This window comes from Lysinibacillus sp. FSL H8-0500 (assembly GCF_038051955.1).
GTDB classification, from domain to species: domain Bacteria; phylum Bacillota; class Bacilli; order Bacillales_A; family Planococcaceae; genus Lysinibacillus; species Lysinibacillus macroides.
The window spans coordinates 3080914-3106414 of sequence record NZ_CP150292.1; the positions used below are offsets into that span (position 1 = coordinate 3080914).

The 25501-nt window shown below is 38.2% G+C and carries 24 protein-coding genes; 6 read left to right on the forward strand and 18 right to left on the reverse strand.

Going from position 1 to position 25501, the window contains the following annotated elements:
• Positions 1 to 4: 4 nt before the first annotated feature.
• A complete protein-coding gene (locus MHB44_RS14710) occupies positions 5 to 1306 on the reverse strand; it encodes a DEAD/DEAH box helicase (protein ID WP_341299779.1) in 1302 nt (433 codons plus the stop codon).
• A 278-nt stretch (positions 1307 to 1584) separates the two neighbouring features.
• On the opposite strand from MHB44_RS14710, the gene MHB44_RS14715 reads away from it, so the two are divergent.
• The 3 genes from MHB44_RS14715 to MHB44_RS14725 all read left to right on the forward strand — a co-directional run bounded on the left by MHB44_RS14715 (position 1585) and on the right by MHB44_RS14725 (position 4340).
• The gene (locus MHB44_RS14715) at positions 1585 to 2640 is read left to right on the forward strand and encodes a 2,3-butanediol dehydrogenase (RefSeq protein WP_341299780.1); all 1056 of its coding nucleotides are present in this window, start codon (positions 1585 to 1587) and stop codon (positions 2638 to 2640) included.
• 154 nt (positions 2641 to 2794) lie between these two features.
• The gene (vrrA, locus tag MHB44_RS14720) at positions 2795 to 3298 is read left to right on the forward strand and encodes a VrrA/YqfQ family protein (RefSeq protein WP_341299781.1); all 504 of its coding nucleotides are present in this window, start codon (positions 2795 to 2797) and stop codon (positions 3296 to 3298) included.
• A 73-nt stretch (positions 3299 to 3371) separates the two neighbouring features.
• Positions 3372 to 4340, forward strand: a complete 969-nt coding sequence (locus MHB44_RS14725; RefSeq protein ID WP_341299782.1) for a 4-hydroxy-3-methylbut-2-enyl diphosphate reductase — start codon at positions 3372 to 3374, stop codon at positions 4338 to 4340.
• 45 nt (positions 4341 to 4385) lie between these two features.
• Here MHB44_RS14725 and MHB44_RS14730 read toward each other — a convergent pair whose 3' ends face one another.
• Both MHB44_RS14730 and MHB44_RS14735 read right to left on the reverse strand, forming a co-directional pair.
• Complete coding sequence (locus MHB44_RS14730) at positions 4386 to 5087, reverse strand: response regulator (RefSeq protein ID WP_341299783.1); 702 nt, start codon at positions 5085 to 5087, stop codon at positions 4386 to 4388.
• Positions 5088 to 5105: 18 nt separating this feature from the next.
• Positions 5106 to 6647: a sensor histidine kinase gene (locus MHB44_RS14735; protein ID WP_341302982.1), complete on the reverse strand. Its 1542-nt coding sequence runs from the start codon at positions 6645 to 6647 to the stop codon at positions 5106 to 5108.
• Positions 6648 to 6798: 151 nt separating this feature from the next.
• Between MHB44_RS14735 and MHB44_RS14740 the strand changes: the two genes are divergently transcribed.
• On the forward strand, positions 6799 to 7854 hold the full coding sequence (locus tag MHB44_RS14740; RefSeq protein WP_341299784.1) for a TRAP transporter substrate-binding protein: 1056 nt from the start codon (positions 6799 to 6801) through the stop codon (positions 7852 to 7854).
• A 253-nt stretch (positions 7855 to 8107) separates the two neighbouring features.
• On the forward strand, positions 8108 to 9373 hold the full coding sequence (locus MHB44_RS14745; protein WP_341299785.1) for a dicarboxylate/amino acid:cation symporter: 1266 nt from the start codon (positions 8108 to 8110) through the stop codon (positions 9371 to 9373).
• Positions 9374 to 9614: 241 nt separating this feature from the next.
• On the opposite strand, the gene MHB44_RS14750 is transcribed toward MHB44_RS14745, so the two are convergent.
• The 11 genes from MHB44_RS14750 to MHB44_RS14800 form a co-directional block, all read right to left on the reverse strand.
• Entirely contained in the window at positions 9615 to 10232 is a 618-nt protein-coding gene (locus MHB44_RS14750) for a hypothetical protein (protein ID WP_341299786.1), read from the reverse strand.
• A 185-nt stretch (positions 10233 to 10417) separates the two neighbouring features.
• A complete protein-coding gene (locus tag MHB44_RS14755; RefSeq protein WP_341299787.1) occupies positions 10418 to 10666 on the reverse strand; it encodes a DUF2164 domain-containing protein in 249 nt (82 codons plus the stop codon).
• Between the two features lie 81 nt (positions 10667 to 10747).
• Entirely contained in the window at positions 10748 to 10972 is a 225-nt protein-coding gene (locus MHB44_RS14760; protein WP_341299788.1) for a hypothetical protein, read from the reverse strand.
• A 15-nt stretch (positions 10973 to 10987) separates the two neighbouring features.
• A complete protein-coding gene (locus tag MHB44_RS14765; RefSeq protein WP_341299789.1) occupies positions 10988 to 12109 on the reverse strand; it encodes a Nif3-like dinuclear metal center hexameric protein in 1122 nt (373 codons plus the stop codon).
• A gap of 1 nt (position 12110) precedes the next feature.
• A complete protein-coding gene (locus tag MHB44_RS14770; protein WP_341299790.1) occupies positions 12111 to 12803 on the reverse strand; it encodes a tRNA (adenine(22)-N(1))-methyltransferase TrmK in 693 nt (230 codons plus the stop codon).
• Positions 12804 to 12973: 170 nt separating this feature from the next.
• Positions 12974 to 13330, reverse strand: coding sequence for a cytochrome c550 (gene cccA, locus MHB44_RS14775; RefSeq protein ID WP_341299791.1), 357 nt, complete (start codon positions 13328 to 13330; stop codon positions 12974 to 12976).
• Positions 13331 to 13576: 246 nt separating this feature from the next.
• Entirely contained in the window at positions 13577 to 14143 is a 567-nt protein-coding gene (locus MHB44_RS14780; RefSeq protein ID WP_341299792.1) for a hypothetical protein, read from the reverse strand.
• A 236-nt stretch (positions 14144 to 14379) separates the two neighbouring features.
• A complete protein-coding gene (rpoD, locus tag MHB44_RS14785) occupies positions 14380 to 15507 on the reverse strand; it encodes an RNA polymerase sigma factor RpoD (protein WP_341299793.1) in 1128 nt (375 codons plus the stop codon).
• A 32-nt stretch (positions 15508 to 15539) separates the two neighbouring features.
• Positions 15540 to 17372 carry a DNA primase gene (gene dnaG, locus MHB44_RS14790; protein ID WP_341299794.1) on the reverse strand — a complete coding sequence of 611 codons (1833 nt, stop codon included), beginning with the start codon at positions 17370 to 17372 and terminating at the stop codon, positions 15540 to 15542.
• Positions 17373 to 17580: 208 nt separating this feature from the next.
• The gene (locus MHB44_RS14795) at positions 17581 to 18393 is read right to left on the reverse strand and encodes a pyruvate, water dikinase regulatory protein (RefSeq protein ID WP_341299795.1); all 813 of its coding nucleotides are present in this window, start codon (positions 18391 to 18393) and stop codon (positions 17581 to 17583) included.
• An 11-nt stretch (positions 18394 to 18404) separates the two neighbouring features.
• Entirely contained in the window at positions 18405 to 19043 is a 639-nt protein-coding gene (locus MHB44_RS14800) for a helix-turn-helix transcriptional regulator (RefSeq protein WP_053996173.1), read from the reverse strand.
• A 377-nt stretch (positions 19044 to 19420) separates the two neighbouring features.
• Here MHB44_RS14800 and MHB44_RS14805 point away from each other — a divergent pair, with 377 nt between their 5' ends.
• On the forward strand, positions 19421 to 20806 hold the full coding sequence (locus MHB44_RS14805) for a glycine--tRNA ligase (RefSeq protein WP_341299796.1): 1386 nt from the start codon (positions 19421 to 19423) through the stop codon (positions 20804 to 20806).
• A 54-nt stretch (positions 20807 to 20860) separates the two neighbouring features.
• Here MHB44_RS14805 and MHB44_RS14810 read toward each other — a convergent pair whose 3' ends face one another.
• The 4 genes from MHB44_RS14810 to MHB44_RS14825 all read right to left on the reverse strand — a co-directional run bounded on the left by MHB44_RS14810 (position 20861) and on the right by MHB44_RS14825 (position 25482).
• The gene (locus MHB44_RS14810) at positions 20861 to 22579 is read right to left on the reverse strand and encodes an HD domain-containing phosphohydrolase (protein WP_341299797.1); all 1719 of its coding nucleotides are present in this window, start codon (positions 22577 to 22579) and stop codon (positions 20861 to 20863) included.
• Between the two features lie 712 nt (positions 22580 to 23291).
• Entirely contained in the window at positions 23292 to 24086 is a 795-nt protein-coding gene (recO, locus tag MHB44_RS14815; protein WP_341299798.1) for a DNA repair protein RecO, read from the reverse strand.
• A 78-nt stretch (positions 24087 to 24164) separates the two neighbouring features.
• A complete protein-coding gene (gene era, locus MHB44_RS14820; protein ID WP_341299799.1) occupies positions 24165 to 25082 on the reverse strand; it encodes a GTPase Era in 918 nt (305 codons plus the stop codon).
• Positions 25069 to 25482, reverse strand: a complete 414-nt coding sequence (locus MHB44_RS14825; protein WP_341299800.1) for a cytidine deaminase — start codon at positions 25480 to 25482, stop codon at positions 25069 to 25071. The genes era and MHB44_RS14825 overlap by 14 nt, the downstream gene beginning before the upstream one ends.
• Between the last annotated feature and the right edge of the window lie 19 nt (positions 25483 to 25501).

Below are 25501 nucleotides of genomic sequence, written 5' to 3' on the forward strand. Positions count from 1 at the left end.
CTCCTTATTTTTTACCACGTGCTTTTAAGCGACGCTCACGTTTTTTAATTTTTTCCATTTCCCATTTCATATTACGTTTATAGCCTGGTTTAACTTTTTTAGGCTTACGTACCAATGCTTTTGCTTTCACATCAATTTCATTCTCTTGCTTCAAACGATTTTTACGGGCATGACGATCCTTTAATTCCGACCATTCACCATCTTTTACATCCTTTTGAACAAATGGAATCCCCATTTTTTCTACACGAGCCACTGCATCCTCATCTGATGGCTCAAATAAGGTAATGGCTGTCCCTTTATTGCCTGCACGTGCTGTACGTCCAACACGGTGTATAAAGAATTCTAGGTCCTCAGGGATTTCATAGTTAATAACATGTGAAATTCCTTGAATATCAATACCACGTGCAGCTAAATCTGTTGCGACAATATATTGATAGTCGAGGTCGCGTATTTGCTTCATCATCTTTTTACGATCTCGTGGACTTAAATCACCATGAATTTGTCCACAGCGGATGCCCTGTTCATTTAAATAGCCGGCCACATGCTCTGCTGTCTTACGTGTATTGGTAAAAATAACCGCCAAAAATGGATTAATGCCTTCAATTACTTCCAACAGACGTTTGTTGCGAGATTTAGAACGGACAGGGACAAGCACAAAGTCAATCCCCTCTGCGACTGGTCGCTTATCATTCATATGAATATGCACAGGTGCTTCCATATATTTTTTTAGGAAGGGCTGTAGCTTTTCTGGAATGGTTGCTGAAAATACAAACATCTCAAGCTTCTCAGGCATTTGAGCCGCAAAGCCATCAATATCCTCGATAAAGCCCATATCAAAGGCTAAATCAGCTTCATCGACCACTAAAGTTGGAGCCGTATGCACAAATAACGCTTGTGCTGTAACAAGGTCGCGAATACGTCCTGGTGTGCCAACAACAATTTGCGGCTGTGTTTTTAGCTTATCAATGGAGCGTTGTTTGTCCGTACCCCCAATAAATAGCTTTGCTTGAATCGCTGTTCCTTCTATTAATTGCTGTAATGCATCAAAAATTTGTTGTGCAAGCTCACGTGTAGGAGAAGTAATCACAGCCTGTACTTCCTGCTTGTCTGCATCAATGCGTTGTACAATCGGAATTAAAAAGCTATGTGTTTTCCCTGTTCCTGTATGTGCCTGTCCAATAGCACTCTTCCCTTTTAAGACAAGAGGAATAATTTCCTTTTGAATAGGTGTTGGTTCTGTAAAGCCAAGTTTTGCAATAGCGTCCTGCAAAAATGGCTGAAAATTATAATCTGTATATTTTGACATAATGCGTTCCTCCTAACATCTTTCTTATTGTATCATGATTCGCACTTGAAGGCGTATTGGCGTCCTATTCTTAACAGCTTCCACATGTTTGCATCATTTTATTACCTTATCAAAGGTACTTGAAATGCTAACAATATGCAATCAAAAAAAGCACTATAGGAATGTTCAGAAATATTCATACTATGTAATTTCCATGTCAATTTATAGTAAACTAATGATGAATCGCTCCCTGGCATGTTATGATAGGGATGTATTTTATTACAGGAGGTTGATAACTTATGAAGGCAGCAAGATGGTATAAAGCACATGATATTCGCGTAGAAAACATTGAAGAACCAGTCATCGCACCTGGAAAAGTAAAAATCAAAGTACATTGGACGGGTATTTGCGGCAGTGATTTGCATGAATACGCAGCTGGACCAATCTTTATTCCAGTGGAGCAACCTCATTATGTAAGTAAAGACATTGCGCCAATTGTGATGGGACATGAATTTTCAGGAGAAGTTGTTGAAATTGGCGATGGTGTCACATCTGTTAAAGTAGGAGATCCTGTTGTAGTAGAACCAATCCTTGCATGTGGCGAATGTGCTGCCTGCAAAAAAGGGAAGTATAATATTTGTAAACACCTAGGCTTCCATGGTCTTTCAGGTGGTGGCGGAGGTTTTTCTGAATATACAATGGTCGACGAAAAAATGGTACACAAAATGCCAGAGGGTCTTTCCTATGAACAAGGAGCGCTTGTAGAACCAGCAGCCGTTGCCTTACATTCTGTGCGTCAAAGTAAGCTAAAAGCTGGCGATAAAGCCGCTGTTTTTGGCACAGGTCCCATTGGGCTATTGGTGATTGAGGCATTACGTGCAGCAGGTGCAGCAGAAATTTACGCCGTAGAGCTTTCAGAAGAGCGTGCTGCAAAAGCCTTAGAGCTTGGCGCAACAGCCGTTATTAATCCTAAAGAAGAAGATGCCGTTGCGCGCTTACTTGAATTAACAAATGGTGGCGTAGACGTTGCCTTTGAAGTAACAGGTGTTCCAGTAGTATTATCACAAGCCATTGATTCCACAACATTTGAGGGTGAAACAATTATCGTCTCCATTTGGGAAACTACAGCCGCTATTCAGCCGAATAATCTTGTGCTATCAGAGCGTACGGTAAAAGGAATTATTGCTTACCGCGATATTTTCCCAGCGGTTATGGAGCTGATGACACAAGGCTATTTCCCTGCCGATAAGCTTGTGACAAAGCGCATTGCCTTGAATGAAGTCGTGACAGAAGGCTTTGAAACATTAATGAAGGAACGTAATCATATTAAAATTCTTGTAAACTCTCAAGCCTAATAATAGATAAGAAAACGTCAAGAAGCTCATTCTTGGCGTTTTTAATTTAGAAGTACTCAATTCCTCAACTGATTGAACCCTCTCGTCAATTGCTGCATATCATAGCTATAATCAGGTATGTCATCAATGATAAACAACTAGAAAGGAGATCATTATGGTATTTCGACAACCTTATCCATACCCTATGTATCCCAGTGGCATGAGAATGCCTATGCCTATGCCAACACCTCCACAGATGTCACCACAGTCTTTTTTCCCACCTGGAGGCTTCCCTGCTCAACCACGAATTCCAGGCGGCTTTCCAATGGCAAATGGAATAGGCTCCTTTGGAGGACAGATGCCAGTGCCACCTGTACAGGAACCGTCTAAAATCGGTTCATTTCTACAACAAGCCAACAGTCTATTTAATACGGCTAAAACCTATACACCTTATATCCAGCAAGCAATGCCAATGGTCAAAAATATCCCCTCACTATTGAAATTATACAAGGGCTTCCAGGGACTTCCTGCTGCTGGTGCTGGGGCAGTAGCTGCTGAAGCGGCAGGCAGTGAACGAAGAGCCTCTAGTGAAGGCAGACGATCATCTAGGCAAAGTACATCCTATACGCCTCCTGAACCACTGCCATCTACGCCACGAATTTTCCAACCACCTATGTAAATGAACGTTTCTTTGTATTCATTGCCCCTGTCCGTTATAATGTAGATAGGTAAGCTTGAAAGGAGTCACAACCATGCAAGTATTAAAAATTAATCCACGTGGCTATTGCTATGGTGTTGTTGATGCGATGGTCATTGCACGAAACGCCGCACTCGATAAAACATTACCAAGACCTATCTACATTTTAGGGATGATTGTGCATAATAAACATGTCACAGATGCATTTGAAGAAGATGGTATCATCACATTAGATGGCGATAACCGTTTAGAAATTATTGAACAGGTTGAAACAGGTACTGTGATTTTCACAGCCCATGGTGTTTCACCTGAAATTCGTGAGATTGCGAAGCGCAAAGGCCTCGTGTCCATTGATGCTACATGCCCTGATGTAACAGTTACACACGATTTAATTCGTGAAAAATCTGCAGAAGGCTATGATATTATTTATATTGGTAAAAAAGGACATCCTGAGCCGGAGGGAGCTATTGGTGTTGCACCTGACCATGTCCATTTAGTACAGTCATCTAATGACATTGATACATTAGATTTAACAAATGATAAATTGCTTGTCACAAATCAAACAACAATGAGTCAATGGGATGTCGCCCATTTAATGGATAGCTTAAAGGAAAAATTCCCACATATTGAAGTACACAAAGAAATTTGTTTAGCTACGCAAGTTCGCCAAGAAGCTGTTGCAAAACAGGCAGGTGAAGCGGATTTACTAATTGTTGTGGGTGACCCAAAATCCAATAACTCCAATCGTTTAACACAGGTTTCTGTTGAAATCGCTGGCACACCATCCTATCGTATTGCAGATGTGTCAGAGCTAAAAATAGAGTGGTTAAAAGGCATTAAGACGGTTGCTGTCACAGCGGGCGCTTCAACACCAACACCGATTGTCAAAGAGGTGATTGCCTTTCTTGATCAATTCGATGAACAGGATGCATCGACACACATTATCAACCGTACTGTCACATTAGATAAAATTTTACCAAAAATTAAAACGCCAGCACCTGTTGAAAAAATTATGCCTTATTAATATATGGAAAAAATCCTGATTGCCTTATGACAATCAGGATTTTCTTTATTTACTAAAATAATAGTTAATAGGGCGGCCAATCCCTCCATAATGAACATCCATGGTAATAGCCCCTTGCTTCTCCAAGTAATCCAAATATCTTCTTGCCGTGACTCTAGCAATGCCGATGCCAGTTGCTACTTCTTCTGCAGATGCACCATCCACTGATTGCAAAAATTGGACAACCTTGTCAAGTGTTGCACGATTAAAGCCTTTTGGCAGATTATGCTCTGACTGTAACATATCAGGCTGCTTTTCCCGACTGTGCCCACCTTGATAATGGAATAGCTGGTCGAGCTCTCCTTGAGTAAGTTCACGTTCTGTTTGTGTTTGCTGCTTAAAGCGAAGATAATTTTCAAGTGTTCCTTGGACCCGTTCAAATGAAAATGGCTTCATAATATAATCAAAGACACCTAAATGCAGCACCTGCCTTACCGTTTCCATATCATTAGCAGCTGTTACCGTGATCACATCTACTGATAAATCAAGCTCACGTATTTTGCGTAAGCTCGTAATGCCATCTTGCTCTGGCATAAAAATATCCATAAATACTAAATCAGGTTGATGCTTACGAATTTGTGCAATACCATCTAAGCCATTTGATGCCTGTCCAATAACTTGAAAATGCTCTACCTTTTCAATAAATTGACGATTCACCTCTCGCACCATTGGATCATCTTCAATTAATAATACATTGATTTGTGCCACTGTCAGCCCCCCATTCTATCAAGAATAATAAAAGGTTATTAAAAAACTAGTACCTTTATTTTGTTCACTTATAACTTCGATATCTCCTTGTCCTTTATCAATAATTTCTTTTATTAAATAAAGTCCTATACCACGATAATTTTTTGCCTTTGTTGAAAAGCCATTGTCAAAAATATGCCTCTTGACCTCATCTGTCATACCAACACCATTATCAGTCACAAGGATGGCTAGTACATCATCGTCCTCATCCACTGAAACATGAATAATTTTGTCTTCAACCTGCACGTTCGTCAACGCATCAAAGGCATTTTCAATTAAATTTCCAAATAAAATGACAAAATCATGATGATCTAAATTCGGTGGGAAGGTTGTGAATCGACTTTCACGATCAATGTCCAAGCGAATGCCTTGTTCTTTAGCATAAGAAATTTTACTCAGCAATAAGCCTGAAATATTTTCATTTTTGATACGTTCATTTAAAAAATTAGTAATTTCATCGTGTTCTTCCTTCACCTGCGTTAAATAGGATAATGCCTGGTCATAATGGCCAAGCTGCAATAAACCTGCTATTGTATGCAGTTTATTTTTATGCTCATGGGTTTGTACACGTAGCGCTTGGACAAATGCCCTGACGCCTGTTAATTCTTCAGCGAGCTTTTTTACTTCTGTACGATCCTTAAACATCGCGACTGCTCCAACAGTTTTGCCATTCACTTGTATAGGAATACGATTACTCATAATACTATGATTATTAATATATAACTCACGATTAAAGATAGGCTGATCAAGCTCTAAAATTTCAGGAAGCCGTGTATCGGGCAATACTTGAAATATTTTCTGCCCAATCAATGTGGAAGGGCGTTCATGAACACCTAGTATATCACATGCCCTTTCATTAAAAATGGTAATAGTCAGTTCATTATCAATGGCAATAATTCCTTCATGCATGGCATTAAAGGTCTCCGTTCGTTCTACATACATCTTGGCAATTTCATGTGGCTCTAGCCCAAACATTTGCCTTTTTATGTGAAGTCCTAATGTATGTGCGCCCCATGCACTAAAGAAGAGGGATAAGACTACCGTTATGAGCAGCTCCGTCTCCATAGATTGGAGTAATTCCAATACTGTTAGCACACTATAGCCTACGACGACAACACCAATTTGCTGGCCCTCATTACTCATAATTGGTACAAAGGCACGCATCATATTGCCATGCTCACCATGTGCAATGGACGTATAATAATGCTCTGTGAACGCGGCATTGAGATCACTAGATTGCGAAATTTGCCCAATTTCCTGTGGATTTGGATGAGAATACTTGCGTCTTTGCATATCGAGAACAACAATATACTGTGCCTCATTGATATCACGAATTTCCTCTACTACCGGATGAATATGGTCAGTTGCATCGCGAAAATTTGACTGTGAAATATAGGTTTTTATTTCAGGAAGCTGTGAGACGGTTTTGGCCACAAGTAAAGCTTGATCACGAAGATCAGTCTTTTGCCCATTCATCACAAATCCTAATAAAAAAGTACCACCTATACTAAAGGAAAGCATCAGAATAAAAAATGTCAGAAACATAATTTTTCGCTCCATCGACAACCTTTGGAATTTCAAGCGAAACGCCTCCCTTCGACTATATTTTAGCTTACCTCATATGTTAAAATAACAAAAACATCAGAAAATACGAATTAATTGGGTGTAATTCATGAAAAAATTTATTGTAGGAACTATTTTCACTGTCTTATTGTTAATGATTGTTATTAGCGTGCAACAAGGTTTACTGTTAGCCAAACCACTTCCCTATGATGATGAACAAAAAGGCTTAAGCACACAGATTACTATACATTTAAGCCATGTCGTAGCCGAAAATACACCAAAGGGGCAGGCTGCCAATAAATTTGCTGAATTAGTCGAGGAAAAAACTGATGGCATGGTAAAAGTACATGTTTATTCAAATGCCTCTTTATTTAATGATGAAAATGAATTTCGTGCTTTGCAAAAGGGCGATGTCGAAATGATCATCCCTACATTTTCGAAAATGACAACATATATACCTAGTTGGCAGGTGCTTGATTTACCCTATCTGTTTCATACAGAAGAGGAAGTACATGAAGTGCTAACAGGATCAATCGGTAGGCAATTATTAGATGAACTAGAACCGCTTCACCTCCATGTGAAAGGGTTAGGCTTTTGGTACAATGGCTTTAAGCACATAACCTCTGCCGAACAACCTATTCATACCTTTGAGGATTTACAGGGCTTACGTGTTCGCACAATGCCAAGTAAAATATTAGAAAAACAATTTGAAGCCGTGAAAGCAACACCAATACCCGTCTCCTTTAGTGAACTTTTTACAGATTTAGAGACACATACGATTGATGCACAAGAAAATACAGCCTCCAATATTTACTCCAAAGGCTTTTACAAAGTGCAGCAACATATGACGACTACAGAGCACGGGATTTTAGGATACGCTGTTTTAATCAACGAAAACTTCTGGGATTCCTTGCCTGAAAAAATCCAAAAGCAAATGCTCGCAGCGATGAAAGAAACAACAGAGTGGCAATTCGAACAAGCCATACTGATGAATGAAAAAGATATGCAAAAGCTGATGCAGCAAGATCATTTCGATGTTTACACAATGAGTGACCAAGAAAGACAGCGCTTTAAACAACAGCTTACACCTGTCTATGATTTTTATAGAAGCCATATACAAACGAATAATATTTTAACAGAGATTGAAAAAGTTGTGACGCCCTAATACTTTTGGTCATTAATCATAAACCCTGACAAATTGTGAGGGTTTTTTCTTTTGTATTATAATAGAATCGCTATTTTCTAAACTACTATAAAACAGCTTAAAAACCTTGCTATTACTAGCTTTCTCTCGTATCCGACTAAAAAATGAACAAAATGAACAATAAAAACATTACGGTCATAAAAACTATTGTCGGAAAATTTCAGCTATGATTACCTCACTGAAAGCGTTCACACTAGTGATAGGAGGAAAAAAGATGCGTATAAATTTTAAAAATTTAACCGTGCAAGTGATCATCGCAATTATACTAGGTATTATTGTTGGGGCAGTATTCCCAGAGTTTGGCGCAAAATTAAAAATATTAGCAGATATTTTTATTAAGCTAATTAAAATGTTAATTGCACCAATTATCTTCTTAACGGTTGTTATTGGTATTGGCAGTATGGGAGATGTGAAAAAGGTTGGGAAAATTGGCGGAAAGGCGTTAATTTACTTTGAAGTTGTTTCTACATTTGCGCTGGCAATTGGCTTAATCGTTGTCAATCTTGTTCAGCCTGGTAAAGGCTTTAATACAGATGCAGCCAGTAAAGCGGATATTTCTCAATATACAAATGCTGCGGCTGAGGATCATGGCTTTGGGGCATTTATTATGCAAATTATCCCAGATAATGTAGTAGGAGCTTTAGCAAATGGTGAATTGTTACCTGTTTTATTCTCTGCCGTTTTATTTGGCCTAGCTGCTGCCGCTATTGGGGAACCAGCAAAGCCTGTTATTAAATTTTTCGAACAGGTAGCAGATATTTTCTTTAAAATTGTCAATATGGTAATGAAAATCTCTCCAATTGGGGCATTTGGGGCAATGAGTTATACAATTGGTAACTTTGGACTAAAATCGCTGCAAAATTTAGGATTTTTAATGCTATCCGTCTATATAACAATGTTTATTTTTATCGTTGTTGTTATCGGTATTATTGCATACTACTTTAAATTTAATATTTTTAAATTTATTAAATATATTAAGGATGAGATATTTATTGTTATTGGTACGTCCTCGTCAGAGTCGGCTTTGCCTTCAATGATGCGTAAGCTAGAAAATTACGGCTGTTCAAAGCAAGTAGTTGGACTCGTATTACCAACAGGCTATTCCTTTAATCTCGATGGAACATCTATTTATCTATCTATGGCAGCATTGTTTATTGCCCAAGCCTATGGTATAGATTTAGATATTTGGCAGCAGCTTACATTGCTTGCGATTTTAATGCTTACATCGAAGGGGGCTGCGGGTGTAACAGGCTCTGGCTTTATTACACTTGCCGCAACACTTGCTGCATTCCCAATGATACCAGTAGAGGGAATTGCCCTATTAATCGGCGTAGACCGCTTTATGTCAGAGGCACGTGCTGTGACAAACCTGATTGGTAACGGTGTGGCAACAGTTGTTGTATCAAAAGTAGAAAAAGAATTTGATCCTGAGCAGGAACAACGTGCGCTTACAGGACAAGTGACATCAACAGCTCCATAATTCGTCAAAAGACTGCTGAAAGCGATTCCTACCTTTTAGCAGTCTTTTCTCTTCTCTTTTCGCGAAACTTCCTTAACTGCTTACAGGTATAGTTAAGAACAAGAGTTTTTTTGATGACAACATTTACACTTACCTATTCAAAAACCTTTAAAAGAGATACATCATGTTTTTAGCTACTATTTAATTAATATAAAAGCGAGGGAAAAAGTCTTTTCTAACCGTCCCTTTCTTGTAGATAGAGCTAATTTATTTTCTTTTGCTGAGCATCTACTATATGAATGGTGTATGCATCATTGTGAGATGCATTTGCTTGGATAATTTTATTGATAGTGTCTTCCATTTTCGTTATTAACTGACGTGCATCCTGGTTGACGTCTTTTATCGTTGTTTGAATAATAATCGTAGTTCGATTCTGAAGTGTTAAATATTCGTATACATCGAAAGCTTGTAATCCTTCAATCAACGCCTCTATTAAAAAGTTTGTATCATCATCCATTTTTTTATTAGGATCCAGTAATGATGTGAGTTCCCATCTTTCAAAAACAATTGTATAGTCCTCTAATACAGAATCCTTTATTGCTTTTTTCGCAATGGATTCTAAGTCGTTTTTAATGGCAAGAAAATATTCTTCGTCACCCACAACTTGTATCACTAGTTCTTTTTCCTCCGTTCTTTTCACATCAATCCCTACATAGGTTTCCAGCAGCTTTTCTTGCAATGCAGACTGACTTACTTCTTCCTGCATGAGCAATGACTGCTCCTCTCGATTGACTTTTGACGTCTTATCTTTAGCGAACAGTATCCCTACCACCATAAGCGCTAGAAGCAGCCCTATAATGATTTGTCGTCTTCTATGCATTACACCCCTCCTGATAGGAGGGTATGACCACTAGAATTACAATATTCACCGTTACGTGCATCCTTGTCTTGCTTATATTTTCTCTGCTTTTTTAAGAGAAAGGCACAAATTATGTTAGTTGGTATACATGATTGATCACATTAAAAAAATGACCACCTTCATCTAAGTAAGTGGTCATCAAATTATTATTTTATATGAATGGGTCGCTCTAATGCCATTAGCTCTTCTTCAATCGAAGCATATTGGCTTTCTACAACATACTTTGCATCAGATAACGCTGCATTGTAAATATAGGGTGCAATATTTTCTTTGATAAAGTCTAACATACGCTCTGCTTCAAATTCACTAATATCCTCATCTCGTTGATTATAGAAAAATCGTTGAATATCCGCAATAATCATTTCTTGTTGCTCCTTTGTTAAACGAATAAACACACTTATCCCTCCCCTTTCTCCCTATCCTATCATAGTATTTTAAAAGCCGAATACTAGCTTACCTAGTACTCAGCTTTTCGATTATTGTTTACATTCAAATGCATATTTCGTAGATAGAAAGCTTTTTTCCTTTGCAACAATGGCCTGCCCACCATCACTTTCACATTGCTGTATCATGGCATCAATTTTTTTGTCATTGAGCATATTGGTCATTAGGGTCATACCAATGCCAAATACAGCGATGAATAAACCAATGATGATCCATAGCTTACCAGCTTTATTGCCAGTAGGTCGTTCATTTACCACATTTGTTCCCCTCACTTATACAAATAAAAATGGCTCTGTGTGGATGGCTGATTGAACAAATTCAACAAGGTATTTTTTCTCCTCACACATCGTAGCCATTTTCTTTGCTACTCCTGCAATCATGACCTTCTCCACATGATGGCCTGGGTCGACAATTTGTAAACCAATGGCCTGTGCATCCTGTGCTGTGTGGAAATACATATCTCCTGTTAAAAAAACATCTGCCCCTGCACGCTTTGCCGCATAAATATATTTATTGCCATCGCCACCGACTAGTGCCACTTTGCGCACCGTTGACTGTAAATCACCCACTACACGCACTGCTGGTACATCTAGCTGCTGCTTGACATAGTTAGCAAATTGCTGTAAGGTCATTTCCTCTGTTAGATCACCTACTCGTCCTAAGCCCATTATATTTGTTTGCTGCTCGAGACGAATAATATCATAGGCAGGCTCTTCATATGGATGACTGTGAAGCATTGCTTTTAATACGCGGTTTTTAATGGCTTCAGGAAATACAACCTCTACCTTTACTTCCTCTTCTACATGTAATTCGTCAACAGCTCCAACAAAAGGATTTGCGCCTGCTAATGCACGAAAACGTCCTTCACCAATGGTTGTATAGCTACATGCGTCATAGTCACCAAGTCGTCCTGCTCCAGCCTTTGCCAATGCTGCACGTAAATGTTCAGCCTGTGCCGTTGGAATAAAGACAACAAGCTTTAATAGATTTTCTGAATAGGTTTCTTCTAAAATTGTGCGACTCTCAAGCTGCAACGCATCTGCTAGTAAATCATTGACCCCACCTTCAGCTACATCTAAATTTGTATGAGCCGCATAAACGGCGATATCATGCTTAATAAGCTTTTCATATAAACGCCCTGCTGGATTGTCTGTACGGATATTCGCAAGACGTCTGAAGATAGGAGGATGGTGTGCAATAATCAGCTCACAGCCTTGGTCAATCGCCTCATTTGCTACAGCCTCATTGACATCCAATGTGACCAATACTTTATGAACAGGCTTGTTCAAGGTACCAATTGCTAGACCGATTGGATCATTGTCCATACAAGCCAGTTTTTTTGGTGACCATGACTCAAACACTTTAATAATTTCTTGACCATTTACTGCCTTCATTTCACAAAACTCCTTCCACTAAATGAATGAGAGCTGTTAACTCTGTGCGTTTTTCTTCAATTTCAGGTGTTTGTGCTGCATCTTCAATGGCATGCAAGACACGTTGCCAATTTTCCTTTTCGCGCTTCCATTTTTTGATAAATACTGGTGATTGTCGTTGGCTTAATCGAGGACCAACTAAAATTTCTACATCTGACAGCTCCATTTGTCCGCGTTGCAACACAACAATTTCATAGATTTTATCGTCTTCCTCTAAAATCTCTTCCTCGAGAATTGCCCAATTATGTGCTAAGGCCCATTCACGAATTACTTTGGCATGAATATTGGGCTGTAAAATAAGACGTGTCACACCTTGTAACTTTTCTGGATGCTTCTCTAAAATAGCAACAATCAAGGGTCCACCCATCCCAGCGATTGTTACCGTATCTACATGGTCAGTTGGCTCAATCGCTGCTAATCCATCAGCAAGACGTACTGTAATTTTTTCGGCTAAGCCTTCCTTTTGTACCTGTTTTACGGCTGATTCATAAGGTCCTTTGACAACCTCTCCTGCTACAGCATATAAGGCAATGCCCTTATGTACCAAATAACATGGTAAGTATGCATGATCACTCCCAATATCAGCTATAGTAGCTCCTGAGGGAATAAATTTTGCGACTGCTTCTAATCGCTTTGACAGTTTTTGTGCGTTCATTTTAATACCGCCTACCTTAAATAGAGTCCACTCTTAGTATGAAGGATATGGTGAAAAAAAACAAATGGCGTTGTCCCCATATTGATAAGCTAAGTGAACAACCCCATATGTATAATTTTTAACATTAAAAAGTAGCTGCACTATTTTAGTACAGCTACTTATCATTCATCCTATTCTAAAGTAGAGATGTATTCAGCAATTGCTTTTGCTTCAGCCTCTGTTTTCATGTTTGGTTGCATTGGTGTACCTTCAATACCGTTTACCAAAACATCAACAATATGATCTTCCTCTAAACCATGTAGATTTGGACCCATACTACCTGTTAAGTCACCGCCATGACAACCGATACAAGATTGTACTAGTGCTGCGCCATCATCAGTCGCGTCTGTAGTTTCTGTAGTTTCGCCACCTTCATGTTCAGCAGCAATTTCTTTCTTGTTATCTGCACCTTGTAAAGACATAAAGAAAATAAGACCAATACCAAATGCAAGAATTAAGATGTAAGGAACGACTGGATTGTTTTTCATATGTTACCCCTCCTCATTTTAAGTCTACTTCTATCTATAATATAGAATCAGTCAACATCTAATATTGTACTTCATTCCTCCAGAAACGAAAAGCCCTATTCGCTAAGTTTTCCTTTGTTTGTAACAAATTCGACATTTCTGTATCTATTGGCTAAAATATGTCTTGCCATTCCAAAAATGGCGGCTAATTATATGCTCCACTAAAAATCAAAACGGCCTTTTGCTATTTATGATAAATACTATAGCTTACATTAAATTTATGATATAATACCCAATCAGTGCTAGTAAGCCTAGTACACCTGAAACAGTGAAATAGAGCAGCTTCATTTTAATACCTGACCAAAGCCAAATCACACAGTTGGCAGCAATTAAACAAAATAAGACAATATTATTTCCGCTAAAATAGGTTGTACAAATACGAATAGACATACTAAAAAATAAAATTGCCGCAAGTAAATGAAAAGCAGGTGCTAATAGATGTTGTTTGTGTGCCATTCTCAATGCGATAATAAATAATATACATGCACTTATCCCCACTACAATGGTTAACATCAATGTCAATGAAGTGATGGTAAAATACACTGCCAGTATCGCTATAATAGCCATACATAGCCCAACTACTAACAGGATCATTTTTCGTTTTTCTGTTGGTAAAACAGCCTGCTTGGGATGTTGTACGGGTTCTAGTTCTTCTAGGTCTGCTCCCTCTGTATAAAGAGCCGCTAAAAAGTCACAATAATGCTCAGGCAAAAGTTTATTTTGCTTCCAAAACAAAATCTCATTCAGAATTATTTTTTTTCGGGGATTTGTCATAGTGTTAGCTCCAAACATTGCTTAATAATGGTTGTTATTACAATTTTATCTCACACTATAAAAAAACACATCTGTATAAAGTAGCAAATCTATTATTTTGTTCCTTCTAATTATCTATTATCACCCTTCACGCTATAGGTGAATAGCTTTTGTTTTTGCTGCTTCCAGCTATTAAAAAGGAGCTATCCCAACGAGCTATTTGCTCATTATATGGATAGCTCCAGCTCTATTCAATTTTATTCTAAGAAATCTTTTAGGCGTTTACTGCGAGAAGGATGGCGTAATTTTCTAAGTGCTTTCGCTTCAATTTGACGAATACGTTCACGTGTCACACCAAAAACTTTCCCTACTTCTTCTAATGTGCGTGTGCGACCATCATCCAAGCCAAAACGTAAACGAAGTACGTTTTCTTCACGATCTGTTAATGTATCAAGTACATCTTCTAATTGCTCTTTTAACAATTCATACGCTGCATGGTCAGATGGAGATTGTGCTTCAGAGTCTTCGATAAAGTCTCCTAAATGGGAGTCATCCTCTTCTCCAATTGGTGTTTCAAGAGATACAGGTTCTTGTGCAATTTTTAAAATTTCACGTACTTTTTCAGGTGTTAAATCCATTTCTTCACCAATTTCCTCTGGAGAAGGCTCACGACCTAAATCCTGTAAAAGTTGACGTTGTACACGTATCAATTTATTAATGGTTTCGACCATATGAACAGGGATACGAATTGTACGTGCTTGGTCAGCAATTGCACGCGTAATCGCCTGACGAATCCACCATGTGGCATACGTAGAAAATTTAAAGCCTTTACGGTAATCGAATTTTTCAACAGCTTTAATAAGCCCCATATTTCCCTCTTGAATTAAATCAAGGAACAGCATCCCACGACCCACATAACGCTTCGCAATCGATACAACAAGACGTAAATTTGCTTCTGCCAAACGTTTACGGGCTTCCTCGTCTCCTTGCTCAATACGTTCTGCTAACGCTATTTCTTGGTCAGCAGAGAGTAGATCTACCCGACCAATTTCCTTTAAATACATGCGTACAGGATCGTTAATTTTAACACCTGGTGGTACACTTAAATCATTTAAGTCAAAAGTTTCTTCATTTGCTTCTTCTTTCATTAAGCTTTCTTCTTCAAATTCTTCTTTTCCGATGATTTGAATATCTTTATGCTTTTCAAGATCTTCAGCAAAATGGAAAACTTCTTCATTTTCCAATTCATAAGGAGCAAGTTTCTCTGAAATTTCTTTCATTGAAATTTCACCCTCTGTTTTTGCTTTTTCTTGTAGGATTTTTTTTGCATCATCTAATGTAATTTCTACTTCTATCTCTTTTGAACGTTCTGACTTATCCGCCATAAACCTTCCTCCTTCTAAACAACCGAATCGGGTTAAATCGCCGATAACGATTTTCTTAAATGAATAATCTGTTGGGCGATTTCAAGTGCACGTGCATCCTCATGCATCTTCTCCGCTTCCTTTGACTCATGCATCTTTTGATCAATTTCTTGCTCAATTCTGTATTTTTGAAGCTGACGTATAGAGTCAATGACCTCCGCCTCTGCTTGGTCAGGATCTCGCTCAACTAAAGCCGCTTCCATCACAATTTTTCGCAATTCGGCATCATCCAAGATTTCCACAAAGCGCTGATAATCAGGATGGCCATATTCCTCATAAAACCCTACTAAGCGAACAAATGCTGCCATATAAGCATCTCGCACAAATGGTTCTTTTTGTTCACTACGTAATACCTTGTCCACTACATCTATATTATGAAGCATATGTGCAAGTAATAAACGTTCGGCACGTTCGGCTGCATTCATAGGCTTTTGCTGTTGCGTGACTGGCATTGAAGGCAGATGTTTAGGTACTTCTGCTTTCGTAGAACGTACCTGATTTGCCTCTAGCTTTCGGAATTGGGCATAAATGGCTTCCTCTGAGATATTGGTTTCATGTGCTAGTTGGCGAATATACAAATCTCGTTCGACTGGTGAGGATCTACCTACTAGCTGCTCTAGGACTTCTTGAATATATTGCAGCGTATCATTTTCAAATTGAAAGTTCTTATTGCGTCTAGCATGCATCATCATAAAAGCAATATACGCATGAGGGTTTTCCAAAATTTGTTCTTTAAAGGCTTGTCCCCCAAAAGTACGAATATATTCATCGGGATCTAATTTTTCTGGCAACACGGCAATACGAATGCTCATGCGCTCCGTATGCAGCAATTGCGCTGCCCTCTTCGCTGCATCAAAACCAGCATTATCACCATCATAGCAAATCGTAACTTGCTCTACTAAGCGCTTGAGCTTTGTGATATGCTGATTTGTTAGCGAAGTTCCCATGGTGGCAACCGCATTACTAACACCTACTGAGCTGGCTGCTAACACATCCATAAAACCTTCCATCAATATTACTTGACGATTTTTCCTGATTGAAGTTCGTGCTTGGTCTAGGTTATAAAGCACTTCACTTTTTTGGAATATTGGTGATTCTGGACTATTTAGGTATTTCGCCTCTTCACCCGTGGAGGAAAGTATTCGTCCTGAGAAGGCAATTATCTTTCCATTCTCATCACGAATCGGAAACATAATACGTCCTCTAAAACGATCAAAATAACGTTCTTCCCCTTCTCGCTTAATGATTAAACCACTTTCTGCAATTTCTTGTAAGTTATAACCTTTTCTTTCAAGCAATATTGTTAAGGCATCAAAGCTTGGGAGTGACCAACCGATGTTATTAGATTCGATAAGTTCCCTTGTAAATCCTCTTTCTAGCAAATAATTTAAAGGTTCTTCACCATCCTCAGTGTTTAGCAGTAAATGGTGAAAAAAATCTGCTGCAAAGGCGTGTGCTTCCTTCATCCTTTCTTCGGCTTTTGAAACCTTTTTTGTAACTCCTGGAAAACTTGGCTCAACATCTAAATGTATGCCAACACGCTCCCCAAGTTTCACAACTGCATCAGGAAAAGAAATGCCCTCTATATCCATTACAAAAGTAATAGCATTACCCCCTGCACCACAACCAAAGCAATGAAAAATCTGCTTGTCGGATGATACAGAAAAAGACGGGGTTTGTTCTCCGTGAAATGGACAGAGACCAAACCAATTTCGCCCACGTTTCGTCAGCTGCATATATTCACTAATCACATCGACAATATCTGATTGTGTGCGAATTTGCTCAATTACTTCTTCTGGAATCTTCCCTGCCAACTCCATCACCATCTTTAATATTTACGTTCTAAAAACACAATTCGCTATCCGTTTTAAAATTCCTTTATTTCTCGACAAAAAAATAGGATTTTTCTCTTTTAATATTTTTACCACAATTTTATTATTATAAAACAAAAATCAGTATTTATCTATACTATTTTCAAAATCCACTCAAAAAAACCGCCTCTATGAACCGAGGTGGTTTATGGTTAACCCATCTTTATTTACAAGCTAAAATATATTCAATAATCGTATTTGCGGTCTCTTCTACTGCCTTATTAGTAACATCGATGACCCGACAGCCTATTTTATCGACAATTTTCTCAAAATGTTGAATTTCTTTTAATATACGATCATGTTGTGCATAGATCGCATCATCATTTAAGCCAAGAGATAGCAATCTTTCTTTTCTAATAAAATTTAATTTTTCAGGCGAGATAATTAACCCAAAGCACTTTTTAGGATCTAGCTGTAAAAGCTCTTCTGGCGGTTCCACCTCTGGTACTAAAGGAACATTCGCAACTTTATATTTTTTATGGGCTAAATATTGCGACAGTGGGGTTTTTGAAGTACGCGATACGCCTACAAGCACAATATCTGCTTGTAATAATCCACGTGGATCTCTACCATCATCATATTTTACGGCAAATTCTATCGCTTCAATTTTTTTGAAATAGTCATCATCTAGTATATGAACGATGCCTGGCGCTTCTAATGGTAGTTCTTCCATAAAAGCTGCCATAGACTGTAAAGCTGGCCCTAAAATATCAACAGCCTGTACGTTTTCTTGTTCACATAACGCCTGTAATAATGAGCGCATATCTTGGCGCGCCAGTGTATAAACGATAAATGCTTGTTGCTGCGCTGCAAGACGAACAATTTTTCGGATAAGGTCCTCTGATTGAATATGAGGAAAACGCCGAATTATCGTATTTTCTAAGCCTGGTCGGAACTGGCTAATAACAGCTTTCGCCACTTGATCACCAGTTTCACCGACAGAATCAGAGACAACAAATACGCGTGGTCTTTTCATATAGCTCCCCTTCAAACTTCGATATTTTGTGCGAGTGATAAGAAAGCTCGTGTAATCGTTGTTTTTGTCAAACGACCTACAATTATTAAGCCACCCTCCTGTGGTTCAACAACTGGTAGTGAATCAACTTCCCGTTCAATAAGCTTATTCGCTGCAACAACTAAAGAATCTGATCTTTCACAATACGAAATATTTGGCATACGCGTCATAATAATGTGTACAGGAATTTTGTTTAAATCCTGTGAGCCGATACTTGTACGCAACAAATCTTTGCGAGATAGGACGCCTGTCAAAAACTCATTCTTATCTACGACAAAGAGTGTACCAACATCCTCTGCAAACATAAAGCAAATTGCCTCATAAACCGTCATCGTCTCTGGCACAACGACAGGCCCCGAATGAAAATCCTTCACTTTTAACGTATGAATGCTATCCAGTAATGTAACAGATGCCTTTTTACCTGAATAAAAATAGCCAACTCTTGGTCTTGCATCTAAAAAACCTGCCATTGTTAGAATCGCTAAATCTGGTCTTAAAGTTGCCCTTGTCAGATGGAGACGTTCTGCAATATGCTCCCCGGTAATAGGGCCATTTTCTTTCACAATTTGTAAAATGTCTTCCTGACGTTTATTGAGTTCGATTGGACTCACCGCCTCAAATCTAATAGTGTTATACTTATGCTCGATTATTATATACTATTTTAATAATTATTGCGAATTAAAGAACTACATGCTACAATATCAACACATACGCTTATGCTCAATACACGTTTGAGCAGGATTGCGTTATACAGGCGATGATGGGAAAAAAGTATCTGTTCCATTTACAAGCGAGTAGAGATGGTGAAAGTCTACACAGTAACAGAGAAAAGGCACTCCCTGAGCTAACCTTTAAAAAAGAGGTTTTAAACACATCGTTTAAAACAATCAGGGTGGAACCGCGGGTATTAGCACTCGTCCCTGGGCATACATTGTGCCCGGCGACGGGTGCTATTTTCATGTAGTGTAATTTAAAGGAGGCTATTTACATGACAAACAAATCAATGGAAACAATCGTATCATTAGCAAAGCATCGTGGCTTTGTCTTCCCAGGTTCTGAAATTTATGGAGGTCTTGCAAACACTTGGGATTACGGTCCACTTGGTGTGGAATTAAAAAATAATATTAAAAAGGCTTGGTGGCAAAAATTTGTCCAAGAATCAGAGCACAATGTAGGGCTCGATGCGGCGATTTTAATGAATCCAAAGGCTTGGGTCGCATCAGGGCATGTTGGTAACTTTAATGACCCAATGATTGACTGTAAATCCTGTAAGGCTCGCCATCGTGCAGATAAAATTATTGAGGATGCTGCACTAGCACAGGGCGATGAAATTATTGTAGATGGTATGACATTCGATCAAATGAAAGAAATAATGGTTAAATATAATGTTGTATGTCCTGATTGTGGAAAAGCCGATTTCACAGATATTCGCCAATTTAACCTGATGTTTAAAACATTCCAAGGGGTAACAGAATCTTCTACAAATGAAATTTACCTACGCCCCGAAACGGCACAAGGCATTTTCGTCAACTTTAAAAATGTTCAACGCTCAATGCGTAAACGTACACCATTTGGTATCGCACAAATCGGGAAATCATTCCGTAATGAAATCACACCAGGTAACTTCACATTCCGCACACGTGAATTCGAACAAATGGAGCTTGAATTTTTCTGTAAACCAGGTGAAGACCTTGAATGGCATGCCTACTGGAAAGAATTCTGTAAAAATTGGCTACTAAACCTAGGTATGAAAGAAGAATCTATGCGCCTTCGTGACCATGAGGATGATGAGCTATCTCACTACTCTAATGCTACAACAGATATCGAATTCAAATTCCCATTTGGCTGGGGAGAGCTTTGGGGCGTGGCAGATCGTACAGATTACGACTTAAAGCAACATATGGAGCATTCAGGCGAAGATTTCACATATATCGACCCTGTCTCAAATGAACGCTATGTGCCTTATTGTATCGAGCCATCATTAGGGGCTGATCGTGTAACATTAGCATTCCTATGTGATGCCTATGATGAAGAAGAGCTAGAAGGTGATGATAAACGTACAGTTTTACGTTTCCATCCTGCATTAGCACCATTTAAAGCGGCGGTTCTACCCCTTTCTAAAAAATTATCAGATGAGGCAACAGATGTGTGGGCTGAGCTTCGTAAAGCCTTCCCTGTTGATTTTGATGAATCACAATCCATCGGTAAACGTTACCGTCGCCAAGATGAAATTGGTACACCATTCTGTATCACTTATGACTTCGATTCTAAAGAGGACGGCCAAGTTACTGTGCGTCATCGTGATTCCATGACACAAGTTCGTATGCCAATTGCAGAAGTTAAAGCCTATATTGAAAAACATCTTCAATTCTAAACACTTTAATAGTACAAAAAAGAGAGAGTCGCCTAGAAATGGCTGACTCTCTCTTTATGCTTTATATGTTGAAAATAAGCGTTCCTGCATTTTTTCCTCAAATGAAAACTTTTTCATGCTCATGCCGATTAGACTTACGAGTATCTCCTCAATATCTGCCAGCGAGTAATAAAGGAATGTTCCTTCTCGCATTGGGCGAACCCGTTTTTCTACGGTTAGTTCATCTTCAATAAAGTACGCAACATTCACCTGACAATGATTCATTAATTGGGTAATACGTTGCTCATCGTCTGGATTTATAAAGAATGGAACAATTTTATCAATATATAAAATACTTTGTAAAAGTTTGATGAAGAAGTTTTCACGCAGGGAAGTTTCTACCACTAAAATAGTGGTTTGTTCATGCTGGTAATCCATATATAAAACATTTAATTGCTCTTCCAGTAACTTCTTTAATATAAGAATAGAATTTTGGTATTTTGTTCTATCCGTTTGTATTTCTCGTGTCAACAAGCGTAGTATTCGAAAGGCTGGTAAGAAAATTTTCAAAACAATCTCTTTTGGATGTAGATGATCAATCAATTTACTGTAGTGCATTCTTAAATTTGGTTCATCGCAACGGATTAATTGTTCTACGAATAGATTAAAAATCTCCTCAAAGCTATCTGCACGATAATCAATCATTTTTATAATTTTCACACTATAATTTAAAGGTAAATTCATGGATGTTTGTTCATCTAGCAACTTTACTTTTGGTAATGTAGGAAATAAATCGTAGACAAGCTCCACCTGCGCACTTCGATTGTCTGATAATAGCACAACCGAGTTGACAGGATAAATTCCTAAACATTCTACAAATTTATGCATAAAGCTTTCATTATACAATTGTCGATCTCTGTATAATACTGCTAAAGCATCTGTAGCGCCATAACCAGTATGGTACACGCGCTTTGATGTCATCGCTGAATAGCCATCAATAATCTGTAGTAATTGTACTCCTTCACTCATTTCATCTGCACATAATTGATTTGGATACCCCTTACCCGCAAACCGCTCATGGTGATCTCGTGCTAAATAAGCAATATCTTCTTCATTATTTTCCACCAACAGCTCATAACCCTTTGTTGTGTGCGTTTTTACAATATCAAACTCATCTTCAGATAACTTCCGTTTTAAATTTAATATTTCTTGTGGGATAAATACTTTCCCAATATCATGAAACAAATAACCCCTTGCCAATGTTTCGATATCTGCTAAACCAAGATATCGGGCAAAAATAGTGCCTAAGACAAATACATCGAATGAATGTACAAACGAATATTCATCCCATTCCTTTAAACGTATTAGTAAATCATAGCGATGCTTTTTTTCCAAAATTTTTTCAAAAACACCTTGCACATAGGCCGTATCCTGTAAGCTTTTCAATATTTGTCCATATCGTAATTCATGCACAACATTCTCCAACGTTGTCCTAAAAAGCTGACTAACCATTTCTTGATAGTCGTCTACTGGTTCTTTTTCATCTAGTAATGGTTCGAATAATTCCTCATATTCTCTTGTTCGTTGCATACTTAAATCATAGGCAACGCGAGCCGAATCAGCAGGTATAAAGACAGCCAACTCATCAACTTTTCGAAGCTTCAATAATTCAATAATGCGCTCTGTTAACACCAAATCTTTTTTAGCTAAGAAACGATATTCTGAAAAAATATCTTCCGCTAATATATCCTTTGCTTCAACTTCATCAATGCTTAAGGTTACTTTTCGTAGCATATTTTATGCCACATATGCATATCGCATGCATAATGTGACTCCCTCCTTTTTCCATAGGAATGCATAGTTCTGATAAACGTATCCATGACACCTCCGCTAACTCTCGTTAAGACTTTTTACGTTCGCACAGGAAAATCTGTGATATCTGTTAGAGGCTCTATTTTGGTTCAACAGCCGTTTGTACATCTAGTTCTAAGATATAGAAACATCTGGCCAGCCAAAATAAAAGTACGTTTTGCTGATAGAGGCATGTTTAAGCTATATAAAGTTTATTTGTTTCAATATTGTATGAAAGGCTTTAATAATCGCAAAATATAAACAGGATGAGCTATATCCATTACAATATCATAGGTTAAAATACCTTTTCAACTAGTATATGACGATTATATGATTAATTTTTACTATAAACAAGTTGAAAACTATGTAAAAATAAATTACTTTAGATCTATACATTTTTTTGATAAAACAAAGGAATATTTTAACTTAAATAAATAGTTCTATATTTTATTTATAAAAAGCAAATATATATCTAATTAAAATAATTTTATGGGTTTATTTTATTTTTATAAAATTAAAATTTTATTTATCTATGCAATTTAAGCTTTAAATAAACGCTGGTTAAATTGCACCCAAATTACCAATTATATAGTTCTTTTCACGTATTACGCTTCATCGTTCTCATTTACACTCAACGCAAAATGCCAGAAGTGGTTTAATGGTCTTCTGGCATTTCTTCCTTCGCAGTAATGGAGCGAATTTGCAATTCAGGGGTACGCTCTAGCTGGTCAATAAATTTCCTTGTTTTAAAGCGAATTCCTGTTTGCTCCTCATAGATGGTGGTAATAATTTTTTTTATAAAATATTTGGTTTCCTTTTTCAACTCTATTTTTCCTATTTGATCAATTGGTACCGTGTAAAACATACGAATCAGCTTCAGCTGTGTCGGTGTTAAGCGAATAATGTAGGGGTCATGCTGATAGCAGCGGTGGCATAAAAATCCTCCTTGTGCAAAGGAAAAAGCAAATTCACCATCGACAGCACCACACACTGCACAAGCATGCAAAATAGGCTGGACACCTGTGTAAGGAAGCATTTTCCATTCTACAAATAATGTAATAGCTTCAGGATCATAGCCTTCCTCTATTGCTTGTAATGCTTGGAGTAGCACATCAAATGCAAAGGGCTCAGGCTTCCCTTCTTCTACAACGCGCTCCACTAGCTCCATAATATAACTAGCATAGGCTGTCGCTACAATATCTTCACGAATATGACGCATTGAATTAAGGTGCTCCCCTTGCTGCAAGGTCCCCATGCCTGTATGATGCTGGACCATAAACATGCCATAGGTAAAGGGCTGTGTCACAGATGCCAGTCTACTAGAGGGTTTTTTCGCTCCTCTTGCCATCGTAGCAACCTTTCCAGCCTCTCGTGTTAATAACGTTACAATTTTATTGGATTCCCCATAAGCACGTACCTTTAATACAATCCCCTCCCATTTATAAAGCATCGTCTCTCCTCCTTTCTTCAAAAAATAGAGCTCTCCAAAATTTTTGGACAGCTCCACATACAAAACTATAACAGCATTTTAATATTCATCATCACGGAATCCAAAATCACGTAAATGTGTTGATTTATTGCGCCAATCTTTTTGCACCTTCACCCATAGCTCTAAATATACTTTAGAGCCTAAAAGCATTTCGATATCTTTGCGCGCACGTATTCCTACTTCCTTTAATAGTGCACCACGCTTCCCAATGACAATGCCCTTTTGAGAGTCGCGTTCCACAATAATCGTTGCTGCTACATGGATTTTGCCTTCATTTTCTTCATCACGGCGAATTTTATCAATAACTACTGCTATAGAATGAGGAATTTCCTCACGTGTTAAATGTAACACCTTTTCACGAATAAGCTCTGAAATAATAAATCGCTCGGGATGGTCTGTCACTTGGTCAGCAGGATAATATTGTGGACCCTCTGGTAAATATTTTGATAGTGTGGCCAATAAATTCTCAACATTATTACCTTGCAGCGCAGAAATTGGCACAATCTCTGCAAATTCATAGCGTTCTTTATAGCTCTCAATGATACCGATTAATTCATCTGGATGAATTTGATCAATTTTATTAATAACAAGGAACACAGGTGTTGAATTGCCTGCCAACATATCGAGAATAAATTCATCACCCTTACCAAGCTTTTGCTCTGCATTGACCATAAACATAATAATATCCACTTCACGCAATGTGTTTTTAGCAACCTTTAGCATAAAGTCACCTAGCTTATGCTTAGGTTTATGGATACCCGGTGTATCAATAAAAACCATTTGGCTATCATCTGTTGTTAGTACGCCTTGTACTTTATTTCTTGTTGTTTGTGGCTTATCACTCATAATCGCAATTTTTTGACCAATCACACGATTTAAAAATGTTGATTTCCCTACATTGGGACGGCCAATAATGGAGATAAAGCCTGATTTATAGCCATCTTTAGTTTCCAGCATTCTCTAAATCCTCCGTTGTAAATGCAAACGGCAATAATTCGCCAACTGAAGTTACCGTTACATCACCTTTTAAATTCGTTAAATAAACAGGCATCGTTGGAGCACAGAATTCCATCATCACCTGACGACACGCTCCACATGGTGCACACGGACCATCTGTATCCGCAACAATTGCAATCGCTTCAAAATCATAAATACCTTCTGATACAGCCTTAAAAAATGCCGTACGCTCAGCACAATTTGTCATACTATAGCCAGCATTTTCAATGTTACAACCATGAATAACCTTTCCGCCTTTCGTTAACAGCGCTGCACCTACTTTAAATTTAGAATAGGGTACATAGGCTTTTTCACGCGCTTTTTTTGATTCCTCTAACAATGCTTGCATATCAATTGTCATCTATCATGAATTCTCCCTT

Excerpts from the sequence above, each read along its gene's own strand:
- MHB44_RS14795 (WP_341299795.1), bottom strand. The coding sequence starts at position 18,393 with ATGAAAAGACCACGCGTATTTGTTGTCTCTGATTCTGTCGGTGAAACT.
- dnaG (WP_341299794.1), bottom strand. The coding sequence starts at position 17,372 with ATGGTGATGGAGTTGGCAGGGAAGATTCCAGAAGAAGTAATTGAGCAA.
- vrrA (WP_341299781.1), top strand. The coding sequence starts at position 2,795 with ATGGTATTTCGACAACCTTATCCATACCCTATGTATCCCAGTGGCATG.
- MHB44_RS14725 (WP_341299782.1), top strand. The coding sequence starts at position 3,372 with ATGCAAGTATTAAAAATTAATCCACGTGGCTATTGCTATGGTGTTGTT.
- MHB44_RS14715 (WP_341299780.1), top strand. The coding sequence starts at position 1,585 with ATGAAGGCAGCAAGATGGTATAAAGCACATGATATTCGCGTAGAAAAC.
- MHB44_RS14765 (WP_341299789.1), bottom strand. The coding sequence starts at position 12,109 with ATGAAGGCAGTAAATGGTCAAGAAATTATTAAAGTGTTTGAGTCATGG.
- rpoD (WP_341299793.1), bottom strand. The coding sequence starts at position 15,507 with ATGGCGGATAAGTCAGAACGTTCAAAAGAGATAGAAGTAGAAATTACA.
- MHB44_RS14810 (WP_341299797.1), bottom strand. The coding sequence starts at position 22,579 with ATGCTACGAAAAGTAACCTTAAGCATTGATGAAGTTGAAGCAAAGGAT.
- cccA (WP_341299791.1), bottom strand. The coding sequence starts at position 13,330 with ATGAAAAACAATCCAGTCGTTCCTTACATCTTAATTCTTGCATTTGGT.
- MHB44_RS14825 (WP_341299800.1), bottom strand. The coding sequence starts at position 25,482 with ATGACAATTGATATGCAAGCATTGTTAGAGGAATCAAAAAAAGCGCGT.
- recO (WP_341299798.1), bottom strand. The coding sequence starts at position 24,086 with ATGCTTTATAAATGGGAGGGGATTGTATTAAAGGTACGTGCTTATGGG.
- MHB44_RS14780 (WP_341299792.1), bottom strand. The coding sequence starts at position 14,143 with ATGACAAATCCCCGAAAAAAAATAATTCTGAATGAGATTTTGTTTTGG.
- MHB44_RS14750 (WP_341299786.1), bottom strand. The coding sequence starts at position 10,232 with ATGCATAGAAGACGACAAATCATTATAGGGCTGCTTCTAGCGCTTATG.
- MHB44_RS14805 (WP_341299796.1), top strand. The coding sequence starts at position 19,421 with ATGACAAACAAATCAATGGAAACAATCGTATCATTAGCAAAGCATCGT.
- MHB44_RS14770 (WP_341299790.1), bottom strand. The coding sequence starts at position 12,803 with ATGAACGCACAAAAACTGTCAAAGCGATTAGAAGCAGTCGCAAAATTT.
- MHB44_RS14735 (WP_341302982.1), bottom strand. The coding sequence starts at position 6,647 with ATGCTTTCCTTTAGTATAGGTGGTACTTTTTTATTAGGATTTGTGATG.
- era (WP_341299799.1), bottom strand. The coding sequence starts at position 25,082 with ATGCTGGAAACTAAAGATGGCTATAAATCAGGCTTTATCTCCATTATT.
- MHB44_RS14745 (WP_341299785.1), top strand. The coding sequence starts at position 8,108 with ATGCGTATAAATTTTAAAAATTTAACCGTGCAAGTGATCATCGCAATT.
- MHB44_RS14740 (WP_341299784.1), top strand. The coding sequence starts at position 6,799 with ATGAAAAAATTTATTGTAGGAACTATTTTCACTGTCTTATTGTTAATG.
- MHB44_RS14710 (WP_341299779.1), bottom strand. The coding sequence starts at position 1,306 with ATGTCAAAATATACAGATTATAATTTTCAGCCATTTTTGCAGGACGCT.